Annotated in this window: 21 protein-coding genes and 3 pseudogenes; 12 read left to right on the plus strand and 12 right to left on the minus strand. The window is 64.1% G+C overall.

Annotation, left to right across the window (positions count from 1 at the left end; genetic code table 11):
• Positions 1–38 precede the first annotated feature (38 nt).
• Together fmdA and MWN34_RS16570 are read left to right on the plus strand one after the other, a co-directional pair.
• A complete protein-coding gene (fmdA, locus tag MWN34_RS16565; RefSeq protein ID WP_247030427.1) occupies positions 39–1,277 on the plus strand; it encodes a formamidase in 1,239 nt (412 codons plus the stop codon).
• Between the two features lie 73 nt (positions 1,278–1,350).
• Complete coding sequence (locus MWN34_RS16570; protein WP_247030428.1) at positions 1,351–1,713, plus strand: FmdB family zinc ribbon protein; 363 nt, start codon at positions 1,351–1,353, stop codon at positions 1,711–1,713.
• Positions 1,714–1,732: 19 nt separating this feature from the next.
• Here MWN34_RS16570 and MWN34_RS16575 read toward each other — a convergent pair whose 3' ends face one another.
• The 5 genes and pseudogenes from MWN34_RS16575 to MWN34_RS16600 all read right to left on the minus strand — a co-directional run.
• Positions 1,733–4,111, minus strand: a complete 2,379-nt coding sequence (locus MWN34_RS16575) for an acetamidase/formamidase family protein (protein ID WP_247030429.1) — start codon at positions 4,109–4,111, stop codon at positions 1,733–1,735.
• Positions 4,112–4,240: 129 nt separating this feature from the next.
• Positions 4,241–5,509, minus strand: coding sequence for an acetamidase/formamidase family protein (locus tag MWN34_RS16580; RefSeq protein WP_247030430.1), 1,269 nt, complete (start codon positions 5,507–5,509; stop codon positions 4,241–4,243).
• Positions 5,510–5,562: 53 nt separating this feature from the next.
• On the minus strand, positions 5,563–7,182 hold the full coding sequence (locus MWN34_RS16585; RefSeq protein ID WP_247030431.1) for an amino acid ABC transporter permease/ATP-binding protein: 1,620 nt from the start codon (positions 7,180–7,182) through the stop codon (positions 5,563–5,565).
• Between the two features lie 127 nt (positions 7,183–7,309).
• Positions 7,310–8,182, minus strand: coding sequence for an ABC transporter substrate-binding protein (locus tag MWN34_RS16590; RefSeq protein ID WP_247030432.1), 873 nt, complete (start codon positions 8,180–8,182; stop codon positions 7,310–7,312).
• Positions 8,183–8,786: 604 nt separating this feature from the next.
• Positions 8,787–9,053, minus strand: a pseudogene (locus MWN34_RS16600) (IS21 family transposase); the annotation flags it as partial.
• A 283-nt stretch (positions 9,054–9,336) separates the two neighbouring features.
• Between MWN34_RS16600 and MWN34_RS16610 the strand changes: the two are divergent.
• Positions 9,337–9,552: pseudogene (locus tag MWN34_RS16610) on the plus strand (integrase core domain-containing protein); the annotation flags it as partial.
• Between the two features lie 274 nt (positions 9,553–9,826).
• Here the strand turns inward: MWN34_RS16610 and MWN34_RS16615 are convergent.
• Positions 9,827–10,924, minus strand: a complete 1,098-nt coding sequence (locus MWN34_RS16615) for a nucleotidyltransferase family protein (RefSeq protein WP_247030433.1) — start codon at positions 10,922–10,924, stop codon at positions 9,827–9,829.
• A gap of 611 nt (positions 10,925–11,535) precedes the next feature.
• Here MWN34_RS16615 and MWN34_RS16620 point away from each other — a divergent pair.
• Positions 11,536–11,799: pseudogene (locus MWN34_RS16620) on the plus strand (IS5 family transposase); the annotation flags it as partial.
• Positions 11,800–12,013: 214 nt separating this feature from the next.
• Here MWN34_RS16620 and MWN34_RS16625 read toward each other — a convergent pair.
• Both MWN34_RS16625 and MWN34_RS16630 read right to left on the minus strand, forming a co-directional pair.
• On the minus strand, positions 12,014–12,601 hold the full coding sequence (locus MWN34_RS16625; protein WP_247030434.1) for a hypothetical protein: 588 nt from the start codon (positions 12,599–12,601) through the stop codon (positions 12,014–12,016).
• A 1,584-nt stretch (positions 12,602–14,185) separates the two neighbouring features.
• Positions 14,186–14,332, minus strand: a complete 147-nt coding sequence (locus MWN34_RS16630; protein WP_247030435.1) for a hypothetical protein — start codon at positions 14,330–14,332, stop codon at positions 14,186–14,188.
• A gap of 124 nt (positions 14,333–14,456) precedes the next feature.
• On the opposite strand from MWN34_RS16630, the gene MWN34_RS16635 reads away from it, so the two are divergent.
• A protein-coding gene (locus MWN34_RS16635; protein WP_425532136.1) for an IS3 family transposase occupies positions 14,457–15,556 on the plus strand; the annotation gives its coding sequence in 2 pieces (ribosomal slippage) (positions 14,457–14,706 and positions 14,706–15,556; 1,101 coding nt in all).
• Positions 15,557–15,584: 28 nt separating this feature from the next.
• On the opposite strand, the gene MWN34_RS16640 is transcribed toward MWN34_RS16635, so the two are convergent.
• From MWN34_RS16640 to MWN34_RS16655, 4 genes are all read right to left on the minus strand, one after another.
• Entirely contained in the window at positions 15,585–15,803 is a 219-nt protein-coding gene (locus MWN34_RS16640) for a hypothetical protein (protein WP_247030437.1), read from the minus strand.
• 3 nt (positions 15,804–15,806) lie between these two features.
• The gene (locus tag MWN34_RS16645; RefSeq protein ID WP_247030438.1) at positions 15,807–15,953 is read right to left on the minus strand and encodes a hypothetical protein; all 147 of its coding nucleotides are present in this window, start codon (positions 15,951–15,953) and stop codon (positions 15,807–15,809) included.
• A gap of 240 nt (positions 15,954–16,193) precedes the next feature.
• The gene (locus MWN34_RS16650) at positions 16,194–16,502 is read right to left on the minus strand and encodes a hypothetical protein (RefSeq protein WP_247030439.1); all 309 of its coding nucleotides are present in this window, start codon (positions 16,500–16,502) and stop codon (positions 16,194–16,196) included.
• Between the two features lie 367 nt (positions 16,503–16,869).
• Complete coding sequence (locus tag MWN34_RS16655) at positions 16,870–17,985, minus strand: helix-turn-helix domain-containing protein (protein ID WP_247030440.1); 1,116 nt, start codon at positions 17,983–17,985, stop codon at positions 16,870–16,872.
• A gap of 554 nt (positions 17,986–18,539) precedes the next feature.
• On the opposite strand from MWN34_RS16655, the gene MWN34_RS16660 reads away from it, so the two are divergent.
• The 7 genes from MWN34_RS16660 (at position 18,540) to MWN34_RS16690 (ending at position 25,569) form a co-directional block, all read left to right on the plus strand.
• A complete protein-coding gene (locus tag MWN34_RS16660) occupies positions 18,540–18,791 on the plus strand; it encodes a DUF3302 domain-containing protein (protein WP_247030441.1) in 252 nt (83 codons plus the stop codon).
• Positions 18,788–19,729, plus strand: a complete 942-nt coding sequence (locus MWN34_RS16665; RefSeq protein WP_247030442.1) for an HlyD family secretion protein — start codon at positions 18,788–18,790, stop codon at positions 19,727–19,729. The genes MWN34_RS16660 and MWN34_RS16665 overlap by 4 nt, the downstream gene beginning before the upstream one ends.
• Before the next feature lie 17 nt (positions 19,730–19,746).
• Positions 19,747–21,351 carry an arylsulfatase gene (locus MWN34_RS16670; RefSeq protein WP_247030443.1) on the plus strand — a complete coding sequence of 535 codons (1,605 nt, stop codon included), beginning with the start codon at positions 19,747–19,749 and terminating at the stop codon, positions 21,349–21,351.
• A gap of 204 nt (positions 21,352–21,555) precedes the next feature.
• Positions 21,556–22,566, plus strand: coding sequence for a SphA family protein (locus MWN34_RS16675; RefSeq protein WP_247030444.1), 1,011 nt, complete (start codon positions 21,556–21,558; stop codon positions 22,564–22,566).
• 24 nt (positions 22,567–22,590) lie between these two features.
• Positions 22,591–23,574 carry a formylglycine-generating enzyme family protein gene (locus MWN34_RS16680; protein ID WP_247030445.1) on the plus strand — a complete coding sequence of 328 codons (984 nt, stop codon included), beginning with the start codon at positions 22,591–22,593 and terminating at the stop codon, positions 23,572–23,574.
• On the plus strand, positions 23,571–24,596 hold the full coding sequence (locus tag MWN34_RS16685) for an HAD family hydrolase (RefSeq protein WP_247030446.1): 1,026 nt from the start codon (positions 23,571–23,573) through the stop codon (positions 24,594–24,596). Before MWN34_RS16680 ends, MWN34_RS16685 begins: the two co-directional genes overlap by 4 nt.
• A 1-nt stretch (position 24,597) precedes the next feature.
• The gene (locus tag MWN34_RS16690; RefSeq protein ID WP_247030447.1) at positions 24,598–25,569 is read left to right on the plus strand and encodes an AAA family ATPase; all 972 of its coding nucleotides are present in this window, start codon (positions 24,598–24,600) and stop codon (positions 25,567–25,569) included.
• Positions 25,570–25,574 lie beyond the last annotated feature (5 nt).

Raw genomic sequence — 25,574 nt, forward strand, 5'->3', positions numbered from 1 at the left:
CACCAACCATACGAAGTCCAAGGGGAACGGAGTTCGCCATGCCTGAAACACTCATCTCGGTCGACCTGTCGAAGCCCGCCACCGAAAACGAGTTCCTGCACAATCGCTGGCATCCCGACATCCCGATCGCCACCTGGGTCGAGCCGGGTGCCGACTTCATCGTCGAGACGGTCGACTGGACCGGCGGCGCCATCAAAAACAACGATTCCGCCGACGACATCCGCGACGTCGACCTGTCCACCGTGCATTATCTCTCGGGCCCGATCGGGGTGAAGGGGGCGGTGCCGGGCGACCTGCTGGTGGTCGACATCCTCGACGCCGGCACGCTGAAGGGCCACGAATGGGGCTTCAACGGCTTCTTCTCGAAGAAGAACGGCGGCGGCTTCCTTACCGACCACTTCCCGCTCGCCCAGAAGTCGATCTGGCACTATGAGGGCATGTTCACCCGCTCGCGCCACGTGCCGGGCGTCGGCTTCGCCGGGCTGATCCATCCCGGCCTGATCGGCACGCTGCCCAGCCAGTCGCTGCTCGACACCTGGAATGCGCGCGAGCAGGCGCTGATCGACACCAACCCGACCCGCGTGCCGCCGCTCGCCAATCCGCCCGCCCCCAAGACCGCCCATCTCGGCAAGCTGGCCAAGGGCGGCGACGCCTTCGCCAAGGTCGCGGCCGAGGGCGCGCGCACCGTGCCGCCGCGCGAGCATGGCGGCAATTGCGACATCAAGGATCTGTCGCGCGGCTCGAAGATCTATTTCCCCGTCTATGTCGACGGGGCCGGCCTTTCCATGGGCGACATGCACTTCTCGCAGGGCGACGGCGAGATCACCTTCTGCGGCGCCATCGAGATGTTCGGCGCGTGGCTGCACATCAAGGTGGACCTCATCAAGGACGGCATGGCGAAATACGGGATCAAGAACCCGATCTTCAAGCCCTCGCCGATCACGCCGAACTACAAGGACTACCTGATCTTCGAGGGCATCTCGGTCGACGAGGAGGGCAAGCAGTACTATCTCGACGCCAATGTCGCCTATCGGCAGGCCTGCCTGAACGCCATCGAATACCTCAAGAAGTTCGGCTATTCGGGCGCGCAGGCGCACTCCATCCTCGGCGTCGCCCCCGTCCAGGGGCACTTCTCCGGCGTGGTCGACATCCCCAATTCCTGCGCGACGCTGTGGCTGCCGACGGAGATCTTCGATTTCGACATCAAGCCCTGCGCCGCGGGTCCGCAGAAATTCATCGACGGTTCCGTCGACATGCCGCTTTCGCCGGACCTCTGACCCCCTGCAAACGTCCGGCGGCGGGACCGGTATCGCCGGTCCCGCTTTCGCGCATCCCGCGTGGAGAGATCCGATGCCCGTCTATGAATATCTGTGCGACACCTGCGGCGACTTCACCGCGCTGCGGCCGATGAGCGAATACCAGGCCCCGCAGCCCTGCCCCGATTGCGGCGCATCCGCCCCGCGCGTCCTGCTCACTGCGCCGCATTTCTCGGCGATGTCCCGCGCGAGCTTCACCGCGCACGCCACCAACGAACAGGCGCGCCACGCGCCCCTCTCGACGGACGAGTACCGGGCGAAACAGGAGCGGCAGAAGCACGCCGCGGGCTGTTCCTGCTGTTCGGGCGGCATGAAGACCAAGAAGAGCCGGACCGCCTCCTCGCCGTCCGGCGCGAAGAGCTTCCCCTCCGCCCGGCCCTGGATGATCTCGCACTGACGGGCGCGCGCGGCCCCGGTCAGCGGCCGCCGTCGAGCCCCCCATCGCCGAAGAGCCGCTTTCGGACGATGGCATGGACGCCCCAATTGCCGTCCACGACCTGGGTGATGCCGAAATCGACCGCCGCCGACATCAGCGCGATCGCCTCGTCCTCGGTCAGCCCCTTGGTCGTCATCAGGAAGCGCCGGACCTTGCGGAAGGCGTCCTTCATGGCGAGGTCGAGCGAGGACTTGGCGTAGACCTCGCTCTGGCCGTGGGCGCCGAACTCGGCGAGGTAGTTGGGGTGGCTGAAGCCGGTCAGCACCCATTCCTCCGGCGTCTCGATGAGCGGATAGGTGAGATCGCCGAGGAGCGCGCCCATCCCGGTCGCCGCCAGCTCGGCCTTGCGATGCAGCACGACCCGGAAGGTGCCGGTCATCGAGCATTCGATCGCGGTGCCGGACAGTTCGCCGTCGCCCTGGGCCGCATGGGGATCGCCGATCGAGAGCAGCGCGCCGGGCACCGAGACGGGAAGATAGACCGCGGCGTCCTTGCCGAGCCTCCAATTGTCGAGATTGCCGCCGAAATAGGCGGGCGGCACCGAATCCACCAGTTCCGCCTCGCGCGGCGCCACCGCGATCACGCCGAAATGCAGCCGGAGCGGAATGCGGATGCCGTCCAGCGTGGGAATGCGGCGGGTCACGGAGCCCGGCGCGACCTTCACGCCGGGATAGTCGTAGGTCTGGTGCCGCACCCCATAGGGGTCGGTCTGCGGCTCCCAGCGATAGGCATGCACCGCCTCCGCATAGGGCTCCTCCGCATCGGCGACGATCTCGTAGATCGTGACCGTCTCGCGCGGCTTCGGCTCGGTGAGGAATTCCGAATAATGGTAGCCCCACCACGCCGCGACGCTGGAGCCGAACACCCGTCCGCGAAAGGCCGGATTCTGCGAGGGACGCGGCGCGATGTCGAGGATGCGCACCTCCAGCACGTCGCCGGGCTGCGCGCCGCGCACCGCGATGGGGCCGGTGCAGATATGCACGCCGAAGCCCTCGCCGGCACCGCGCCCGTAGATCGAGGCATCGAGCGGGCCGGCGCCGCGGCGCTCGACGCTCTTCTCCGTCGCGGTCCAGTGGAACACGCTCTCCGCACCCGCATCGCCCGCGATCATCCGCTCGGGATCGTCCGAGGCGTGCTGGGTGAGCGTCTCGACCGTGACCACGTCGCCCGAGCCGATGGCCATGACAGGGGCGAGCGAACGGCTGAAATAGCCCCAGTGCACGCTGCCGGCATGAGCCGCGAGATGATGGCGCGAGGGCTCGTCCGCCGGGCTGTCGACGGGCGGGCCGGCGTGGCGCCGGGCGGCGGACGGGCTCTGGCCGGGCTTGCTCTGGCCGGGTTTGCCCTGGCGCGCGCGCAGCTGCGCCAGTGCCTCCTGCGGCCAGCCGCGCTGGCCGCTCGCCGCCGGTGCGACGGCATGGATCTCGCTCTCGCGGCGGCGAAATTCGCGCGGCGGCATGCCGAAGCGTTCGCGGAACAGGCGGCTGAAATGGGCGCTGTCGGCGAAACCGTAGCGATAGGCGACGTCGGAAATCGGAACCGCCGCTTCGGCCGGGTTGGCGAGGTCGTGCCAGGCCCGCTGCAGCCGGCGCTCGCGGACATAGTGGCTGAAATTGTCGCCGCCCTCGCCGAGCACCTTCTGCAGGTAGCGCTCCGAAATGCCTTCGCTGCGGGCGATGTCGGCGACCGAGATGTCCTCCTGCGTCAACCGCGCCTCGATGGTGCGGTAGATGCGCTGGAGCAGCGCGGCCTTGCTGGCCGAGGTGTCGGCGCTGGTGGCGGCGGCCTCCGTCACGAGGGAGAGCAGCCATTCGGCGAGCGAGCGGGCGAGCGATTCCCATTCGCCGTCCGGGAGGCGGTCGAGCGTGTCCGCGCTCGCCTGCAGGGTGCGGGTCAGGATGCCGGCCAGCCCGTCGGGGCCGAAGGTGCGCGGGCTCCGCAGGCTGAACGGGGCGACCTTTCGGCCGAGGAACGCATCCCCCGGCACGGAGAGCGCGAGGATGCGCATCTCCCGCGCGAAGGTGATCTGCCAGTCGCCCTCGCGCGGCAGCAGCACGGCCTGGCCGGCCGACAGGATCTGCTGCTCCTCGCACGTCCGCAGGGCGGCGCCGCCGTCGAGCGGCACCAGCAGCAGCGGCAGGTCCGCGCGCTGCGGGCTGGCGGCGATGGTCTGCGGCCCGGCGGCGAGGCGTCCGAAGCGCACGCCGACCGAGGACAGCCGCGACAGCGCCGTGGCGTGGATAGGCATTCCGCCCCGCGGCTGGCCCGCGGCGAGGCCGAAGCCGCCCAGCAGTTCCAGCCACGCCGCGGGGCGGACGTCCTCGGAATAGGATTCGCTCGAGAAGGGTTGCAAGGTCATCGCATCGAACCCCGTAAGCGACGGGGCTCGATGAAGCAACAACCATGCCGTCAGGGCAACCCTCACCGGCACCCGACGGGCGCCCGCTGGAGCGCCCCGATGGACCCGCGATGGGGCATCCCTCGCGGGCTATCGGACGGCGCCCTGCCTGCCCTTGAACAGGCTTCGGCGGATCGATCCGGTGACGCCCCAATTGGCGTCGACAACCTGCGTGACGGCGAAATCGGCGGCGATCGACATCAGCGAGATCGCCTCGTCCTCGCTGAGCCCGTGCACGGTCATCAGGAAGCGGCGCAGCTTGCGGAACGCATCGCGCATGGCGTCGTCGAGGCTGCCGCGCGACAGGATCGCCTGCTGCGGATCGGGGCCGAGCTCGGAGAGGTAGTTGGGCACGCTGAAGCCGTAGACCGACCACAGGTCGGGCGTTTCGAGCAACGGGTGGGTGAGCCCCTCCAGCACGGTGCCGGGCAGGTCGGCCTTCTTGTGCAGGATGAACTGGAAGGCGCCGGTGAGCGAAATCTCGACCGCGGTGCCGGAAAGCTCGCTGTCGCCTTGGGTGGCATGGGCGTCGCCGCAGGAGAACAGCCCGCCCTCGACCGCGACCGGATAATACATCGTCGCGCCCTTGGCGATGCGCCAGTCATCCATGTTGCCGCCGGTGTAGTTCGGCGGAATCGTCGAGACGAAATCGGCTTCCGCCGGAGCGAGGCCCATGGTGCCGAAATGCAGGCGCGCGGGCACCTTGATCCCGGCGAGCACGCCGTCCTGCTTGGTCACGGTGGAATGGTCGACGCGCACGCCGGGATAGTCGATCGTCGGATGCACGATCCCGTCCGGGTCGGTCTGCGGCGTCCAGAGATAGGAATAGAGCGCCGAGACGCTGCGCTCCGTCATGTCGAGCTCGTAGAGCGTGACGACCTCGCGCTGCTTCGGCTCGGTGATCAGGTCGTTGTACTGGAAGCCCCAGTTCGCCGAGGGATTGGAGCCGAAGAAGCGTCCGGCATAGGCCGGATTGGCGCTCGGGCGCGGCCACATGTCGAGCACCCGCACCTCGATGATGTCGCCCGGCTCCGCGCCTTCGACCGCGATCGGGCCGGTCAGCAGGTGTACGCCGAGGCCCTCGCCATTGCCGTGGGTGAACGGCCCCTCGGTCGACCCGGCGCCGCGCCGGCGCATGGTCTTGGCGTCGCGCGTCCAGCGGAAGATCTCCTCCGCCGCCGCGTCTCCCGCGATCATCCGCTCGTAATCGTCATTGGCGTGGTGGGTGATGCTTTCGATGCTGACGCTCTCTCCCGACGCGATGGTCAGCACCGGCGAAAGCGTCCGGCTGAAATAGCCCCAGTGCACGGTGTCGGGGGTGGCCGGCAGGTGATGCGTGGTGCTGGGCTTGTCGGTCATGGCGAACCTCGGAAATGACGGTGACGATGCGGGGAGCGGGGCGGCCGGGGCGCCTATTCGCTCTCCATCTTGTTGAGGAAGCGGGCGGTCAGCGGGTGCCTGGGGGCGGTCAGCACCTGTTCGGCCGGGCCGTCCTCGATGATCGATCCGCCGGAGAGGAAGACGATGCGGTCGGCCACCTCGCCGGCGAAGCGGAGCTGGTGGGTGGAGATGACCATGGCGAGGCCGTCTTCCACTGCGAGGCGGCGGATGACTTCGAGCACCTCGCCGACCAGTTCGGGGTCGAGTGCCGACGTCGGCTCGTCGAGCAGCAGGACGCTGGGATTGGGCGCCACCGCGCGGGCGATGGCGACGCGCTGCAGCTGGCCGCCGGACAGGTGGCGGGGCAGGGCGTCGGCGCGGTGGGAAAGACCCACCCGTTCGAGCAGCTCGCGGGCGCGCCGGTCGGCCTCCATGCGGGACAGTCCCTGCACCCAGCGCAGCGGGCCGGCGATGTTTTCCTTCGCCGTGAGATGACCGAACAGGTTGAACTGCTGGAACACCATGCCGACCCCGACGCTCGCCCGCATCTGGGCGATGGCGCGCGGGGCGAGGGCGTGCCCTTCATCCGTGACGTTCAGCGAGCATCCGCCGACCTTGATGCTGCCGTCCTCCCAGCTCTCCAGCCGGTTGATGCAGCGCAGCAGGGTGGATTTGCCCGAGCCCGACGGCCCGAGCAGCGCGACGACCTCGCCGGCCCGCACGGTGAGATCGATGCCGTCCAGCACCACGGTCGGGCCATAGGCCTTGCGCAGGCCGGTGACCTCGACGGCTGCGACATTGCCGGCGAGCCGGGCGGCGCGGGCCGCGCGGTCCTCATGGGCTGAGGCGAGGACCTTGGCCGAGGCCGGCGGCAGCGGCTCGGCGGCAGCCTCCTCCAGAACGTCCGCCGGTGCCGGGGCGGCGGCCGGCGTCGTGTCCGGCGCGGCATTGCGGCCCGGCAGCAGGATGCGGAAGAAGCGGGCGAACTGCTCGCGCGGAGGCGGGCGGTCGAGATCCAGCAGCATCTCGACGACGATCTGGATCACCGCGATCGCCCCGGTCAGGACCAGATAGACGAGGCCCGAGGCGAAGAAGACCGAGAAGAAGTCGAAGGTCGCGGAGGCGAGCTGGGTGGAGCGCAGGGTCAGCTCCTGGACGGCCACCACCGAGGCGAGCGAGGAATTCTTGAGCGCGCTCACCGCCTCGTTGCCGAGCGCCGGCACCATCGAGCGGATCGCCTGCGGGGCGATGATCCGGCGCATGATGGCGGCGGGGGTCATGCCGAGCGCTTGGCCCGCACTGACCTGCCCGCGATCCACGCCGAGCACGTTGGCGCGCAGGATCTCGGCGATGAAGGGCGCCTCGTTCAGCGCCAGCGCCAGCGAGGCGGCGGAGATGGCCGAGAGCTTGATGCCGATCATCGGCAGCGCGTTGTAGCAGAACACCATCTGCAGGATCAGTGGCGTGCCGCGGAAGATGATGGAATAGCCGCGGGCCACGACGGCGAGGCTACGGAAGCGGCTCAGTTGCATGGCCGCGAGGACGAGGCCCATGACGAGGCCGCCCATGAGGCCGAGCAGGGTGATCAGCAGGGTGAAGCCGACCCCGCCGACGAGGTAGGGCATGGTCAGGTAATGGATGAAAAGGTCCATCGGCGTCCTTCGGGGCGGCGCGTGCGGGACGTGGTCGGCGGCGGCGCGCGTGCGGGAAGTGGCGACGGCGCGGACGCCGCCGGTACAGGATGGAGGAGCATGGGGAGAGCCCGCGCCCGGCGGCGCCTCAGTCGGCGAGGACGAGCTTCGGCGTTTCGAGCTGGTCGGTCGGCAGGTTCCACTTCTTCATCAGCTCGGCCTGAATCCCGCTCTTCTGCAGCTCGATGAGCGCCGCCATGATCGCGTCGCGGAACTCGGTGTTGCCGCGCGGCACTGCGATGCCGACCGAATAGGGCAGCATGACCGCCGTCGCCTTGTCGAGCTTGTCGGGATAGGCCTTCACGGCGCCGTCGACGGTGTTGACGTCGTTGATGTAGGTGTCGGCGCGGCCGGACAGGATCGCCTGGATGCAGTTGGCGTTGTTGTCGTAGAGCTGGATTTCCGGTGCCGTCTTGCCGGCCTTCTTGCACTCGGCCTCGAGCGCCTGGATCAGCGGCACCTCGACATAGCCGGTGTTCTCGGCCGCCACCGCGCCGCACAGCGACAGGTTGATGCCGTCGATCTTCTTCGGGTTGCCCTTGGCCACCAGAACGCCGTCGAACACCTTGAGATAGGTGATGAAGTCGGCCGCCTTGGCGCGCTCCTTGGTGGCGTAGATGTCGGAGATCACGATGTCGGCCTGCCCGGCTTCCAGCGTGGTCAGCAGCGAGGCGAAGGTGACGGGCTTGTAGGTCAGCTTGAAGCCGAGGCAGTCGCCGAGCGCCTCGCCCAGATCGACGTCGAAGCCGATATATTTGGTCGGGTCGCTGGGATCGATCGTCTCATAGCCCGGAGTGTGCGGGTTGATGGCGTTGACCAGCGTCTTGCCCTTGAGTGAGGAATATTTCGCCTGAAGCGCCTCGCAGGCGGCGGGGCTGGCGGCGTCGGCCTTCACCGTCAGGCCGGTCAGCGCGCCGGTCGCGGCGACCGACAGGCCGAGAAGAGCGAACAGTGCCGACATGACCTTCCGGGGGCGGGGGGACATGGTACCGGGAACAGGGGCCACGGGTCCTTCTCCTTTGGTTGTTGGGGCCTCCGTCGCGAGGCGCATCCACTGGAGAAGAGTCTTAGCCGGCCGGCATGCATGCAGACTTGTCTGAGGGCGCACCGATAATTGGATCGCGCTCTTCAGATAATGGGCAGGGACTGACCAATCTTAAGGCGTGCCTTCGTGTGCGCCGTCTGAAACCTCGTGTCGGCAGCGCCAAGGCTCTCCAGGACATTGCCCGCGATCCAGGCAACCACCTCGACATGGTGCTGCGCCTGCGCGCGGGCAGTTCCTCGGGTTACTGCTGCGGCCGCCATTGCCGAGCTTGGCGACAAGGCGCAGCAATCCTTGGCAAAGCGCTGTTGGGGCAGCATCGCAGTTTGTTGGTATTTTGTTGCTACAGCAAGGCGCCGCCCGAGGGGCTGAATGGGAGGTAGCCGAGCGCATCGAGAATGACGAGATCGGCATGGCGGTCTCGAAGGTGGGAGACCCCTGTTCGGTGAGTTCGGTGACGGCTTGCGCCATACCATACATCTTGAGGCTTCTCAGCATGATGACGAGAGCTCCGCTGGCCGGATCATGAGGCATGGTGTGTCTCCCTGGCGCGGCGCAGGGCGTCATAACGCTTCACATTGGCCTGAGGCTTGGTGGTCAGCGTAAGGGCGGCAGGGGCTGGAATCGTGGGCGTGCTCAGCGGCGCGTCGTCGATCAGCCGGTACAGCAGGTTGAGGATGTGGGTCTTGGTCGGCACCCCGGCTTGCAAGGCGAGTTCAACGGCGGTGAGCACGACCTCCTCGTCATGCTGGAGGACCAGAGACAGGATCACTGCCATATCCTCGAGACCGGTAACAACAGCTTCCGCTTCAAGAACAGCTCGGCAGAGCCACCCAAACCCACCAGGGACAAGCCGCGAAACTTGACCGCCACATGACCCAAGACCACCATCAGCCCGGGTCACTTCTCAGTGAAAATCCAGGGTCACTTCTCGACGGAAATCAACAGTGTGCGACCACCATGATGTCGGACTGACGCATGGGACGCGTCGTACCGTCCTTTTCCGTCCATACGCCCGACAGCAGTTCATGAGCGGCAGAATGGATGGCCGCGACCTCCTCTGGCGCGATCTGGGCAAGCCCACCGACAACGCCTTCATCGAGGCGTTCAATTGCCGCTTCCGAAGCAAGTGCCTGAACACACATCGGTTCCTGACCCTTGCCGACGCACGGGAAAAGATGGAGGATTGGCTCAGATACTACAACCACGATCGGCCGCACGGTGCCATCGGGCATAAGCCTCCGATTACGTTGCAGAACTCCGGCGGTGCTGCCAGTCCAACGCCGTGAAACTGGCCGGAAACTCCAGCCTACGGCGGTCCAGAAAATGGTCTCGGATCAATGAAACCCAGGCCTCTCCCTCAGACTGGAGGACAATTTGGTCTCAGGTCATCGGCACCATCACCTGATCGTCGGTAGGCCTGAGGCGGACCGGGTCTCGCGCGGTGGGAGAGACGGTCCCGTGGGACAGACAAGTCGTACAGCCAGAAACCGGACCCGTTGAGAGTCCGAGAAGGGTCAGCTCCAGAAGCTCGGTGTCGATATCCCGGACATAGTTACGGTATCAAACAGGCAGATCATAGCTTACCGGATCGGCGCCGAGCGCACGAATAGCAGCCGCGAGAGGGGCAATCAGCTGGGCGCGCGCATCCTCGCTCAAAGCCCGAAGGCTGGCACCGATGGCGTCGCGCCACGCCGGGCCACGATCCCAAGCCTCCATATAAGCCTCGGCGAGGGCTTCGCTTTGACGGGTCTCGATCATGGCGACCATCAAGGTGACCGCTTGGTCTCGGTCCTTGTCACTCTTGGCCGTACCGTCATTGTCGGTCCGCCGCCGCACACTGACGATCAGTTTGTGGATGGCGAACCGCTCGGGAGCAGGGACGAGAATAGGCACGCCGGAACCATGCAGAAGGACGGCGCGCACCGGCTGGTAGATCAAGAAGTCGAGGAAGCGCAGCGGCTGCGCGGCTGCACCACCGAGAGCGGGCATGGCGGCAGGCCGCCCGTCATACTCGGCAGAACCGGTGTTGGGCGTCAGGAACTCGACCTTGTAGCCAGAGCGGGTCGCGAACTGGGTCGAAGCGCGACCGTCGGCCGGATGAGGGATTTCCCGAAATGTCGCGTCGACTGCCCGAAGCACATCCAGCACCGGAGGCATTGCGTCCTCGACGGCAACGGAGATCGAATGGAATTGGGCAAAGTCGGTATCGCCCGTCTGTAGCGCCGTATTGGGCAGCCGCACCCCGAGAACAGCAGCGTAGCATTGGAACGCCACGGTTCCGACCAGCACCCCGCGCAGCCGGAAGAACCCTGCCGTTGCGAGAGCCTGGATGATATCGCCGGCAAGCGGATCGGGCCGTGGCAGATAGGCCTCGCGGATGAGGGTCGAGACCAGCTTGCGACGGGCGCGATGATCGGCCTTCAGATCGGCAAAGTGCTCCACCCGCGCACTGATCTCAGGGTCGTCGACGGGGCCGACATAGCGTCTCTGCTTGCCTCCTCCCGGTTTCGCCAGATCAAAGTACCAGTAGCGCCGGCTCCGGCTTTCCATGCTGACAAAGCGGCCTTCGATGGAAAACTCGGACGAGAACTGCGCGTCCAGCGTGCGCTGCGCGAGTTCCGAGTAGAGCGTACGGTAGCTGTGATCGAGCAGCTTCATCGTGTTGTGACCATTTCCACCAATATGGTCATAGCACAGAGAGACCAAGCCGGCGAGCTATAACTTTCTCGCGAAACTGGTCATAGCAACGACGGACAGCACCGGCTCCCCCGGGGTAGGGTGGGCGATCAAATGACGTCGTCCGCGTCGACCACCTCGTCCAGTTCCTCGCTACCCTCCTCGGCCGCCCGATTGCGGCGAGATCCGCAGCCAAGCGGTCGTAGTCCGACTTGGTCGCTCGTCCCGCGTCCAGACCACGGCGATCAGGGGCATTCTCCGTGTAAACGGACCGGATCACCGTGGTTCGGTGCTGGCTTCCAGTCAGCGCCGGATATCCGCTTCCGATTACAGGTATGGAGTCCCGATGGCGGAGGATCCGCTCCCGGATCGTCCGGGGCAGCAAAGGCATTCCCATCACCCATCGCCGTTCTTCTAGGACTTCGATTTGGTGTGCGCGTCTCGCTGCCCATAAGCAGTGGGCAAGCCGACACTGCCCGCACGGGGCAAGTCGGCCAACGGCATTCGCAACACGATCGTCTAGGCAGTGGCCCCATAAATTTGGGGGCCTGAGCGTGTCGTGATTCAAGCTCCGCGAACTGGGAGCCGAACAGATGCGCCGCCACGAGCTGACTGACGAGGAATGGGCGATTATCGCGCCGCTACTGCCGAACAAGGTGCGCGGGGTGGCGCGGGTGGATGACCGCCGGGTGATCAACGGCATCCTCTGGCGGTTCCGCACCGGTGCGCCGTGGCGGGATGTGCCGGAGCGCTATGGACCGCGCACAACCCTCTACAACCGTTTCGTGCGCTGGAGGGCCGCGGGGGTCTGGGACAAGCTGCTGGAAGCGGTTTCGGCCGCCTATGACGGTGACATTACGGCCAAGAGTCATCTCGCAGTCATTCTGCGCATGTCAGGGCGGATGTCCGGTCTGCTGACACCCGTGCGCAACATGCCCGCAATCCTGCAGGTCGTCACCTATGTCAATCCGCTGCGCTTCGGCGTCGACCTCGTGCGCCGGGTCTACCTCGAAGGCGCGACGTTTGCGGATGTCGCCTTCAATTTCGTGCCGCTGCTCGCCGTCGCCGCGATCACACTTCCGCTCGCCGCGTGGCTATTCCGCAACCGGCTGGCGTGAGCCCGATCCTGAGCATCCAAATCGACAACGGGTAGACGTTGAAGCGGCTGCCCGTGCTGATCTCGCGATTGACGAATTCGGGATCGACGTCGGTGGCGATCATGACCCGCGCGGCGATCTCGCTGGTCATGCGCTTGCGGTAGGAGGCGAGATTGGCCTGCATCTTCTCGTTGGCGGGGTTCTTCGCCTTCTCGAAGGCGGCGCGGGTCTCGAGGGCGTAGGCGGTGTCGGTGATCTTGGCGGCGATCAGCGAGGGATTGGCGTTGCCCATCATCTCCTTCAGGTCACCGGGCACATGGACGGGCAGGGTGGGCAGCGCCTCGGTGGTCGTCTCGCTCTCGTCGCTCTCGACGGGTACCGCGGTCTTCGCCTCGGTGGTCTTGCGGCGCGGCTTCTTCGCGGCGTTCCGGGTCTCGCTCTGGACCTGGACCTCGGTCTCGCTCTCCGGTTGGACCGGAAGGGTCGCGATCTCGGTCTCGAGGGCGGCGATCGTGTCTTCGATCGCGAGCAGGTCGGAGGCGGAGAGAACTTCGTTGTTCATTGTCTGTTCCTATGCGTTGCGCTTGTGTTTCGCGATCAACGTTTCGTTGATGTTTAGAGATTACGACAGCTCACGCATGGATGAAATCAGGCTCGTAACGGCCGTTTTCAGGTTTGTTATTATCGTTTTACCGTCCAATCTGGGACTAAGCCGGGATCCGGCACCAGAAACCGAACCCGTAGCCGTCACCATGAAGATGTGTTCTTGCGGAGAGCCATGGGAGACCACGGGGCGTCTCGGAGACCCATGGATGCGGACGCGCCGCACGAGACCGGAGAGTTCCATGGGAGTGAACCACGAGAGAACCATGGGCAGATCCTCATCCAGATCCTCACGCCTCATCCGCGTCCGTTCCCCGAACCGGATCCTCTTCCATCGCCGGAGAGATCCTCATCCAGAATCCGTACCCGTACCTTGTCCGCGTCCGTTCCCGTCCCTGGAGGAAGTCCGTCTCTCGTTAAATTAAGAAAGAAACTAAGAAAGAAAGAGTATCTATATTTAACGAGAGACGGATCGGGATCGCACACTCTCCGGCGGTGAAGGCGTGCCCGTTTTCTCATGAGGAACAGGTTCTGGTCTCGGACGAGAGGTTTCGGTTCCGGTCTCGGGAAATCCTCTGGTTTCAAGGGTTCTTGGTTGAGGTTCCGGCGCAGGATGCGGACATAGGACGCGCCGACGATCCGGTTCCATGGGCCTGAAGAGGCGCAGGACCGAAGCGAGCCGTTCCCCTGTTCCGGTTCATGATGGACTTTGCCGGGCGAGGTGAATGTCCAGAGAGGCCATGACTGCGAGGGCTGTGTAGGCGTTCCGAGGGCGCGGCACCGTCATCTATCTACGGTCTCGTCTATCTACCGTCTCACCTGCATGTATGGCTCTCTAAGCCGAAGGTGTCGCTCTCACCGTCATCTGTTCACACACACCTCTCACCTCGCATCCATCACACCATCTCGCGCTCTCGCGTCTCCGGTCTCGAGAGGTTCTCTCATACGATCGCTGTGCGTCTCTCTGACAGGTCGCTCGCTCTCGCTGACTGGTTTGTGCGTTCTCAATCGTTTGTGGCGTGAGTGTCAGATCGACAGGGGTGAGCTGTGAGCGTCGTCCATCTATCTAGAGCTATCTGTGAGCATGTGAGCGTGAAACGACGCTGTGCGCGCTTCTATGTCGCTTTGTCTCGATCACGGTTGTGACGGTATTCCAATCCGTCTCATGTTGACGATTTTTCAAAAAACACTTTTTGGGGCTGTTTTTGTCAACATACGTCAACATACGTCAACATATCGGTAATTAGGTAGGTTGAATTAACTCCGTTCTGGTTATGTCATGTTGATGCCGAAGGGTCTGCTCCGGCTGGTTTCGGCTCGTTAGTGGTGCTTAAACACCGCTATGTTGACGCCCATGTTGACAGATACGGTACTCAAACACCGCTATGTTGCATAGAGCGCTTCTATGGAAACATCGGTGTTTTCTATCATCGAGGAGTGGACCTGAACGAAAACACCGCCGGAGAGGCCTGGTCTCGACCTCATTCCGGCGGTGCTGTGGGCGTTTGGTGTCTAGATCAGCGCATGGAACGCGGCAGGCGTGTCAGTCCCGGCTCTCCACCAGAATGAGCTGGCTGAGCAGTGCCTCGGAATCAACCTCGCCAGTGACCACCCCTATGAACACCTCAGCGTAATAGGGATGATCCTGATTGGCGAGTTCGAGACCGTTCAGCTTCCAGAACAGCAGCATGGCGCCCCAGGCGGTGCTTTTGTTACCCTGCGTGAAGGGATGATTGCGCGCAATGGCGAGTGTGACCTGAGACCCTGATCTTCCTCCAGATTTGAGTAGAGTCCGTCACTCACGGAGACGGACGATGCGCCCCTCACGGTTCACGGAAGAGCAGATCATCGGGATGCTGAAGGAGCAGGAGGCTGGAGCTGCGACGGCAGACGTCTGCCGCAAGCACGGCATCTCCTCGGCGACCTTCTACAAGTTCAAGGCGAAGTATGGCGGAATGGACGTGTCGGATGCGCGCCGGCTGAAGACCCTCGAGGATGAGAACGCCCGCCTCAAGAAGCTGCTGGCCGAGCAGATGCTCGACAACGCGATCCTGAAGGATGTCGCCGCAAAAAAATGGTGACGCCCGATGCGAAGCGGAAGGCGGTGGCTCATGCCTGCACGGTGCATGCGGTGAGCCAGCGTCGGGCGTGCCTGGCCTTGACGATCGACCGCTCGACGGTGCGCTACACGAGCGCCCGGCCGGACGATGCCCTGTTGCGCGAGGCGATGAAGGCCATGGCAGGAGAGCGCCGGCGGTTCGGCTATCGCAGGATCCACATCATGCTGGACCGCCAGGGCATGGTGATGAACCAGAAGAAGCTGCGGCGGCTCTATCGCGAGGAGAAGTTGCAGGTGCGCCGGCGCGGCGGCCGCAAACGGGCACTGGGCACGCGCAGGCCCATGCTCGTGCCTGATCGCGCCAATGCGCGCTGGAGCCTCGATTTTCTCTCCGACACGATCACGGACGGTCGCCGCTTCAGGGTGCTCGCCATCGTCGACGATTACACGCGCGAGTGCCTCGCGCTCGTCGCCGACACCTCGCTCTCGGGCCTGCGCGTGGCTCGCGAGCTGGATGATGTCATTCGGCTGCGTGGCCGGCCGGAGACGATCGTGTCCGACAACGGCACCGAGTTCACCTCGATGGCGATCCTGCGCTGGTGCCAGGAGACCGGCGTCGAATGGCACCACATCGCTCCCGGTAAGCCGACGCAGAATGCCTTCGTCGAGAGCTTCAACGGACGCTTCCGGGACGAGTGCCTCAACGACACGCTGTTCTCGACGCTCGTCGAGGCGCGCAGCGCCATCACTTCATGGAAGGAGGACTACAACCGCCAAAGACCTCACTCGGCCCTCGGCAACATGACGCCCGCCGAGTTCGCCCTCAAATCAACGCTGGAAAAACAGGCCGCCTGAGGCCAGAAATGAAACCCAGGACTCTCCCTCAGAACGGAGGAGAAAAGGGTCTCAGGTCAAGTGCCAGGTGTAGAGCGAGCTGGTCGAGATGCGTGGTCTCGTTATAGGCAACGCAGTTGATCGGAACGGCGAGCGCAGATTCGAGCAGACCGCGATCGCGAATGTGAAAGGGCTCGCCCGTGGTTTCAACGAAGATCTGATTGAGGGTAATGACGTCGGCGGCTGTGACGAAGAAAGGGCCTGGCACGGATTATTCGCCGAGCTTCGCCATCACCTTGGGCCAGCGCTTGAGCACGCGCCTGGCGAACGCCTCAGCATCAAGCATCGGCCGCGCACGAACAACAGCCTCCTCGATCGCAGGAACATCTTTCACGACGGGTTTGGTCTGCGCGCTCATGGATCAGAACATAGCGCTGTGTGCCGCTGGATTCAATCGATCCTCCTGAAATGCGAAATCGGACGGCGTGATCCGTCCGTTTGATGGTGGAAGCGGCGTTCAACTTTTCCGTGTTCAGCGATGGCCTCGCCGCGGGGGCGTCTCATCTGCCAAAACCAGCACACTGGTAGAGCTACCCATCCAAAACGAACTGCCCCTTGCGAGGGCAGGCGGTTTTTCGTCGTGGATCCGCCAAGCTGCTTAAGGCGCGCTGAAATAGCCGATCATGTAGCTCTCCGAGCCGATCTGGGTCACGCGACCGGCGACCTTTTTGTCCTGAAGATCGATGATCCACACTATGCTGGAGTTTTGGCCGGCCTTGGGCGGCGCGCCGGTGATCGCAGCGAAGCGGTTATCGGGCGTGTAGGCCACGCCACGCGAACGCGACGGATCGTGCGAGCCGGTCGACAGTGGTAAGCAGGCGATGGTCGCCTTCTGGCCCTCCACCGCCTTGGCAACGTCAATGATGTCCATGTTGGTGCGGAAATTCGTTGAGACGATCTTCTTCACGAACTTAGCCGGGACGATGTGCACCGTGTGGCCCAACGCCTTCAATTTGCAGGCGAGCCCTGAGAGCCGGGCCAGGCTTCCATCCCGACCACGGTTTGCGCTGCGCGCTCGAAGAACTGCAGCAGGGCCTCCCGCCGAACGTAGCGCGCTGGATCGGCGCCCCGGTGTCGTCCAGCCCGACGATGGGAAGGTGTTCTTGCCGATGTCGATCCCGAAGACGGCCGCGGCACGGAGCTTGTTGCGTTGGGTAATGCTGCTCTCCTCTTCGCACGATGCCTCGATAGAATGAGGCTGGGAGACAGGGCGACTTTGCATCGGAATCGAAGTAAATTACTTTATTTCGTCGATATGGATGAGGCACTCTGAATTATCGTCCCAGATTCAACATCCAATCTGTGAAGCTCTGCGTAGGCGAGCAAGAGACAGATGAGATAACTGCTTCGGACGAGCGTCGAGCATCCATCGGTGTGCACCCGAAATGCTGCCGGAAGGACCGTCCGAACTCGGTTTGCGAGCCGAACCCGAACTCCTGCGCTATCTGATAGATGGGCCGGAGGTTCGATGGATCGAGGAGGGCAGCGCGCGCAAGGAGAAGACGCTGGACGCGGATTTGCCTCGCGATCCCGCCTTCTCCGTCGAATAGGCGGTAGAGTTGAGTCCGCGAAATCCCGAGAACCCGGGACAATTCGTCCGGCGAGAGGGTGGGCGAACGGATGTGCTCGCGGATATGTCGTCGAGCGCGTCCCCGTAACGTCGCCATCAGTTCGGGCTTTGCCTCGGCGAGTGCGTCGGGCGAGGCAACCAGACAGGCCGTCAGCATCGCATCCAGGGCGCGAGCGACGCGCGGCAGTTCGTCGGTCGCAAGGTTCAGTATCTGTCGTTCGAGGAGAAGCAGGAATTCGCGCAACAAGACCTGCATTCCGCCCGACATAGCCGTGTTGTTCAAAGCGTCGAGGGATGCCGAGAGACTTGGGTGCAGATCGCGCGGGATATAAAGAAAGATCATGTCGACGGTGGAAGCGTAGCCCTTGAACGGCCGCGTCAGGGAGCGAACACCGATCGTACCCGGCGAGCTTTCCATCGTATCGTCGCCCATCCGGCTCACGAACCGTCCGCGCTTGTTGAGCGTGACCAACCAGTGATCGACCTTGCCGCGGCGGGCTTCACGGGCAGTCAGTTCGTACTCGACGGCATCAAAGCTTTCCGCCGAGAAGATCAGATTGCCAAAATGGACGGCCGTGATTTCCGCCTTGTATCCGTCCGATGGTTTCACTTCCGGCGGCAGCCTTGCGTCGACGATCGTCTCCAATGTTTCACGCCATCGGTCAAACTGGTCGCGAGGTCCGTGTCCCTGCGTCGAGAAGCGCAAGATTGGGAGGTCCGCGCTCTCCCGGTTCGGCATGCCCGAACTGTTGGATGGCTTGATCGGATATTTTTGTCCCATGCGGCCGTCACACTCGATCTGAAGTTTCGCGCCTGCCAAAGGCAGACCCCCTCGTCGGCTTCACGTCCATAATCGGGCTGCAACATCTTCAATTTTTTGCGGTGCAGATAGTACCGCTTGGCACTCTCTCATGTCCACGAAAAGGGCAGGCGATCGTAATGGAACAGAACCACGAATTTTGGGACATTCTGCTGATAGGAAACCAAAACTAATACATCATATTGGTCCGACCGTGTAATGGCCGTGGCTGAAATGAGTGAGCTGCCGCAACGTATTTTTGCATTGCACTGCCCGATAGCGGTAGGCGGATCAGACAGCTTGGCCGTGGATCGGCCTGTTTCACGAACGTGCTTGCTTCCGGCCAACATTGGCGACCACATCCCATCGTCACCGTCCGCCCTGCCGGAAGGGATATGTTCGCTTGGTGGCGCCTCCTGCCGCCCCAGCGGCGGTCTGGACGGCGTGGGACCTGGCAGGGAGCGGGTCCGCCAACCACGAATTCAACGATCCAATGCGGAGACGCCGCTGTTTCGATCTCGAGCGATGTTACCGTTCTGGGCATCGCCGTCCCGGAAATGCGGAGGCCATAAACTATGTCCTTGATCGACATCTTCGCCATCTTCGTCCTCATTGTCGCGATCGGATCGGGCGTGGCGATTTTCATCGTAATGGGACTCGCCCCCGGGTACGTCGCGCGCCGGCGTGGGCATCCGTGGGCACAGGCGGTCTCCGTCGCAGGCTGGGTGACGCTGATCTTCGGATTGGTGCTGTGGCCGCTCGCTTTCATCTGGGCCTATGTCGACGCGCCAGTCAGGTCCGCGGCAAAGCCGGAGGCGCGCTCGTGATCGTCTTCCTGCTCAACAGCTACATTGCCATCCTCGTGGCGCTGATATGGCTGAAGGTCATACCGGGCAATCTATTCTGGAAGATCTCCCCGCTCTTCATTCTATTGCTCCTGCTCATTGGTCTGTTCATTCCAATGGGTTGGGGCGCACCGGCAGGGGCTGCTATCATCGGTAGGCAATCCGTCGCCATCGTGCCCGATGTCGCCGGCGAGGTGATCGAGGTGCCAGTGGCACCCAATACATCGCTCAAGGCGGGCGACGTTCTCTTCCGCATCGACGACACACCCTATCGTGCTCAGCTTGAGACGCTGAATGCACAACTCTCGCTTGCCGAGACACGGCTCGCCGAGATGACACAGCTCGCGCGCCGACAGGCGACCCCGGAGTTCAATGTCGAGCAGCGTCAGGCCGAAGTGGAACAATTGAAAGCGCAGGTCAAAAGCGCGCAATGGAATCTTGACAAGACCACGGTGCGCGCACCAGCGGATGGTTATGTCACCAATGTCGCGCTCCGAAAGGGCGCCCGCGTATCCAACCTCTCACTGACTCCGGCGATGGCGTTCATCGACACGTCCGAGACAGTGACGGTTGCCGAGATTCCTCAGATCTACGCACGCTATATCAGACCAGGCCAGAAGGTGGAGATTGCTTTCAAATATCTTCCGGGCGAAATCGTCACCGGCACGGTGGAAACGGTGCTCCAGGCCGTGGCGAGCGGGCAGGCTGCTCCATCCGGCAGTGCCGTGGCTCCAAAGGAGATAGAGACGTCGCCCTTCGTCGTCCGCGTCAAACTCGATGACGCCACGGTGGCAGCAAGCCTGCCCGCTGGCAGCGCCGGCACTGCCGCCATCTACACCGACCACGTCGCCGCCACCCACATCATCCGCCAGGTGGTTCTGCGGCAGGAAGCGATCATGAACTACGTCGTTTCGTTCTGACGGTCAGGGAGGGTTGAATGCGGATCAAAAGACTTCTCGCCTCGGCAGCCATCATTACTGCGGGACTGTGTGGTGGATTCAGCGTCGCCTCCGCGCAGGCGCCCGCCACACCACCGCAGACGGCGAAGCCGAACATTCTCGTTATCTTCGGCGACGATGTCGGCCTCACCAATATCAGCGCCTATGGCGACGGCATCGTCGGCTACAAAACGCCGAACATCGACCGCATCGCCCGCGAAGGCGTGCGCTTCACCGACTATTATGGTGAGAACAGCTGCACTGCCGGACGTTCCACCTTCATCACCGGACAGGTCTGCAAGCGCACCGGACTGTGCAAGGTGGGCGTGCCGGGCGCTACGGTCGGGTTGCAGGACCGCGACGTGACGATCGCCCAGGTCCTGAAGCCGCTCGGTTATGCTACCGGCCAATTCGGCAAGAATCATCTAGGCGATCGCGACGAATATCTGCCGACCGAGCACGGTTTCGACGAGTTTTTCGGCAATCTCTACCACCTCAATGCCGAGGAGGAGCCGGAGCGCCCTTATTGGCCCAAGGGCGATCCCGCCTTCATCAAGGCCTATAATCCGCGCGGCGTCCTCAAGACCTCGGCTGACGGCAAGATAGACGATACTGGGCCGCTGACCGCCAAGCGCATGGAGACCATCGATGACGAGACGACGGCAGCGGCGATGGATTTCATCGAACGACAGGTCAAAGCAGGCAAGCCGTTCTTCACCTGGATGAACACGACGCGCATGCACGCCTTCACCCATATCAGGCCCTCGATGCAGGGGCAGAGCGGCATGCCCGGCAACGACTATGCCGACGGCATGATCGAGCATGACGGCGACGTTGGGAAGCTGCTGGCAAAGCTCGACGAACTCGGCGTCACCGATAACACCATCGTCATCTACACCACCGACAACGGCCCCAACCAATGGTCGTGGCCGGATGCGGCGACGACGCCGTTCCGCTCGGAGAAGGATACCAACTGGGAAGGCGCCTTCCGCGTGCCGGCGATGATCCGCTGGCCGGGACACGTCAAGGCCGGTGAGGTTTCGAATGAGATGGTCTCCGGCCTCGACTGGTTCCCGACCCTTGTGGCGGCAGCGGGCGACCCGGACATCAAGGACAAGCTGCTGCAGGGCACGCCGATCGGCAGCAAAACGTTCAAGGTGCATCTCGACGGCTACAACCAGCTTCCCTACCTGACCGGCCAACAGCCCAAGAGCGCGCGCAACAGCTTTGTTTATTTCGACGACGGCGGCGACCTCGTCGCCTATCGCTTCGACGACTGGAAGGCCGTGTTTTGCGAGCAGAAAAAGCCGGGCGGTTTCGAGGTGTGGATGGAGCCGCTCACTTGCTATCGCGTGCCAAAGCTGTTCAACCTGCGCATGGATCCATTCGAGCGGGCCGACGTCGTCTCCGACCAGTATTACGACTGGGGGACGAAAAACGGCTATCTGCTATTCAAGGCATCGATGGGCGCTGGCGCATTTCTCGAGACCTTTCTGGAGTATCCGCCGAGCCAGGAATCGGCGAGCTTCACCATCGACCAGATCAGCCGGGACATCGAGGAGAAGATCAAGGCGAACGCCGCCAAAGCCGGCGCGCCGAACTGACGTGGCGCACATATCGGCCGGCGGGCGTCCTCGTCCGTCGGCATGGAGGCTGGGGATCCTATGCCGGGAACAGCTAGTTTGACCCTGAGAGCCGGAGCGGAAAGTCCGGGAGCGTCATCATCCCTGGGTTTGTCCCGGGGATCCACGTTTTTGTCGCCGCCTGGGCATGACAGAAAGACCTGGATGGCCGGGACAAGCCCGGCCATGACGGCCCGTTTTGTCAGCGCCAGGAGACTTCTCAATCAGTCTCTGAGAATTGCCGTCGCCGGCGCGACGCTCTCGGGCGCCGGCATCGCACCCGCAATTGCCGCTGAGAATGGTATAGGCTTCTACCTGCTCGGCGGACGCGGGCCGATGGCTGGCTATATCCCGCCACCCGGCGTCTACTTACAGAACGACGTCTATTTTTACAGCGGCTCGTCGGGCGGTAATAAGCGCTTTCCTGCAGGGGGGCAGATCACCGCCGACGTCGACGCCACTATCTGGGCCGACTTCGTGACGGGCAGTTGGGTCTTGCCGCAGGAGATTCTCGGCGGCAATCTGGCGCTCGGCTTAATCGTGCCGTTCGGCCGGCCGGACGTTTCGGCCGACATACTGGTGTCGCCGGCCAATTTCGCCCCCGTCGAGCGGCGGGTGACGGATGATGCCTTGGCGTTCGGCGATCCCGTGCTCTCCGCCGCACTCGGCTGGCACTCCGGCAACTGGCACTGGAACATCACCGGCCTGCTGAATGTCCCAGTCGGCGACTATCGCGAGGGCGAGATCGCCAACCTTGCCTTCCACCGCTGGGCCGGCGACATCTCGGGCGCGGTGACCTGGCTCGATGCGGCGAGCGGGCTTGAGCTCTCCGCCGTCGCCGGCCTCACCTTCAACGGCACCAACGACGTGACGAACTACACCACCGGCACCGAGTTCCATGTCGAGTGGGCCGCGACCAAGGCGCTGACCAAGCAGCTCTCGATCGGCCTCGTCGGCTATCATTACGACCAGATTACCGGCGACAGCGGGCCCGGCGCGCGGCTTGGCCCCTATGAAGGACGAGTGACTGCGCTCGGTGGCACCATCGCCTATAATTTCGAGGTCGGGCAGACGCCGGTGTCCGCCCGGATCAAGGTCTATCGCGAATTCGGCGCGGTGAACCGACTGGAGGGAACGGCGGGATATTTCACTCTCGCCTTCCCGCTGGCGGTAACCGAAGCGAAGCCTACCCACTAACGAGTATCAAGTGACGAGGCCGCCATGAACCGGGATCATCGCCGGCGCACACACCTGATGTCGCCGGCCGCGGATGAAATGGTGTGGATCGCGGGCGGCACGTTCCGCATGGGCTCGGACCGCCATTATCCGGAGGAGAAGCCGGCGCACCGCGTCTCGATCGACGGCTTCTTCATCGATGCGACGCCGGTCACCAATGCCCAGTTCCGCGCCTTCGTCGAGGCGACCGGCCATGTCACCGTGGCGGAGATCGCACCAGATCCGAAGGACTATCCTGGCGCGAAGCCGGAGATGCTGAAAGCCGGTTCGCTGGTGTTCACCCCGCCCGACCATCCCGTCGATCTGCGCGACTGGCGGCACTGGTGGGCGTTCTGCTTCCGCGCAAGCTGGCGCAGGCCCTACGGGCCGGGCAGTTCCATCAAGGAGCTCGACCAACATCCCGTGGTCCACATCGCCTATGCCGACGCGCTGGCCTATGCGCGCTGGGCTGGCAAGGACCTGCCGAGCGAGGCGGAATGGGAATTCGCGGCGCGCGGCGGACTCGACGGTGCGGAATATGCCTGGGGCGAGGACTTCACGCCGGAGGGCCGGCAAATGGCCAACACCTGGCAGGGCGAGTTCCCGTTCCAGAACCTCGCGCTCGACGGCTATGAGCGTACGTCGCCGGTGAAGTCATACCAGCCGAACGGCTACGGCCTTTACGACATGATCGGCAATGTGTGGGAATGGACGAGCGACTTCTGGTCGACCCGCCACCCCGAAGAGGCGCACGAGGCCTGCTGCATCCCGCAGAACCCGCGCGGCGGGCCTGAGGAGGCGAGCTTCGATCCCACACATCGGACGATCCGCATTCCGCGTCGGGTGGTGAAGGGGGGCTCGCATCTGTGCGCGCCGAGCTATTGCCGGCGCTACCGTCCGGCGGCCCGCCATGCCGAGCCGGTCGACAGTTCGATGAGCCATATCGGATTCCGCTGCGTGCGGCGGCCAGATGACGGGAACGTGCCATGACAGAGCGCATGATCACGTCGCGCCGCCGCTTTCTTGCCGCCGCGCTGATGTCGTTCCTCGTCGTCGCGCCGCCTGCGGAGCTCCTCGCCCAGGGCATCGACCCGCTCCCCTCCTGGAACGAAGGGCCGGCCAAGCAGTCCATCCGGGCCTTCATCGAGGGGGTTGTGCAGGAGGGGAGTCCGAATTTCATTCCGGTCGACGAGCGCATCGCCGTATTCGACAATGACGGCACACTGTGGTCGGAACAGCCGGTGTATTTCCAGTTCGCCTTCGCGCTCGACCGACTGCAGGATCTGGCGAAGGCCAATCCGGCGCTGGCCGGACAGGAGCCCTACAAATCGGCCTTGTCGGGCGACCCCAAAGCGCTCGCCGCGCTCGGGGAGAAGGGTCTGTTGCAAATCATCGGGCTCACCCATGCCGGGCTCACCGTCGCAGAGTTCAATGCCGAGGTGGGCGACTGGCTGAAGACCGCCCGGCATCCGCGCTTCGACCGGCCTTATACCGATCTCGTCTTCCAGCCGATGCTGGAGCTGCTCGCCACGCTCCGGGCCAGCGGTTTCAAGACCTACATCGTGTCGGGCGGCGGCGTCGAGTTCATGAGCGCCTTCACCGAAGCGGTGTACGGCATCCCGCCCGAGCAGGTGGTCGGCTCCTCCGGCAAGACCGAGTTCGTGCTCGACGGCGACACGCCCGTGCTGCGCAAGCTGCCGGAGGTCGAGTTCATCGACGATGGCCCCGGTAAGCCGGTCGGCATCAACCGCTTCATCGGCCGCCGCCCGGTGTTCGCCGCCGGCAATTCAGACGGCGACCAGCAGATGCTGCAATGGACGACAATGAACAACGGTGCACGCTTCGGCCTGATCGTGCACCACACCGATGCGGTGCGCGAATGGGCCTATGACCGCGACTCAAAGGTCGGCCGGCTCGACAAGGCGCTGGACGAAGCCTCCAGGCGCGGCTGGCTCGTGGTCGACATGAAGAACGACTGGAAGGTCGTCTACCCGTTCGAGAAGAAGCAGTGACATGGCGGCGCTCGATTCCATCCGCGAGATAAAGGCCCGCGTGAACGCCGCCGTCATCGGCCAGAAGCGCGTGGTCGAACGGCTGATCATCGCCCTGCTCGCCAATGGCAACGTCTTGCTGGAGGGCCTGCCGGGCCTCGCCAAGACCCGCGCCATCAAGAGCCTGTCGCAGGCGCTGGAAAGCGAATTCAGCCGCATCCAGTTCACCCCGGACCTGCTGCCCTCCGACGTCACCGGCGGCGAGATCTACCGCACGGATGGCGGCGGCGCCGGCAGCTTCGAATTCCGCAAGGGGCCGATCTTCGGCAATCTCGTGCTGGCCGACGAGATCAACCGCGCCCCGGCCAAGGTGCAGTCGGCGCTGCTGGAGGCGATGGAGGAGCGGCAGGTCACCGTCTCCGGCACGCGCTATCAGCTCCCCAACCTGTTCATGGTGCTGGCGACGCAGAATCCCATCGAGCAGGAGGGCACCTATCCGCTGCCCGAGGCACAGATGGACCGCTTCCTCATGCATGTGCGCATCACCTATCCCAACGACGCGGACGAGGTGAAGGTACTGCGCCTCGTGCGCGCCGAGCAGGCGGGGACAGCCGAGGCGCCGCCGGCCAAGGTTGCGCAGAGCGTCATCTTCGATGCCCGCCGCGAGATCGACACGGTGAAGATGGTCGAGGCGGTGGAGCGCTACATCGTCGCGCTGGTCGCCGCGACGCGCCGGCCGGAGGAATTCGGCGACCAGCTGACGGGCTGGATCGCCATCGGCGCCAGCCCGCGCGGCACGCTGGCGCTCGACCGCACCGCCCGCGCCTATGCCTGGCTGCAGGGCCGCGACTATGTCACCCCCGAGGACGTGCAGGCCGTCGCGCATGACTGCCTGCGCCACCGTGTCTCGCTGACCTATAAGGCGAGCGCGGATGGCAAGCATGCCGACGACATCATCGACGAGCTGATCCGCCAAGTGGCGGTGGCGTTGTAGCGGGG

This window comes from Ancylobacter crimeensis (genome assembly GCF_023016805.1).
Lineage (GTDB): Bacteria > Pseudomonadota > Alphaproteobacteria > Rhizobiales > Xanthobacteraceae > Ancylobacter > Ancylobacter crimeensis.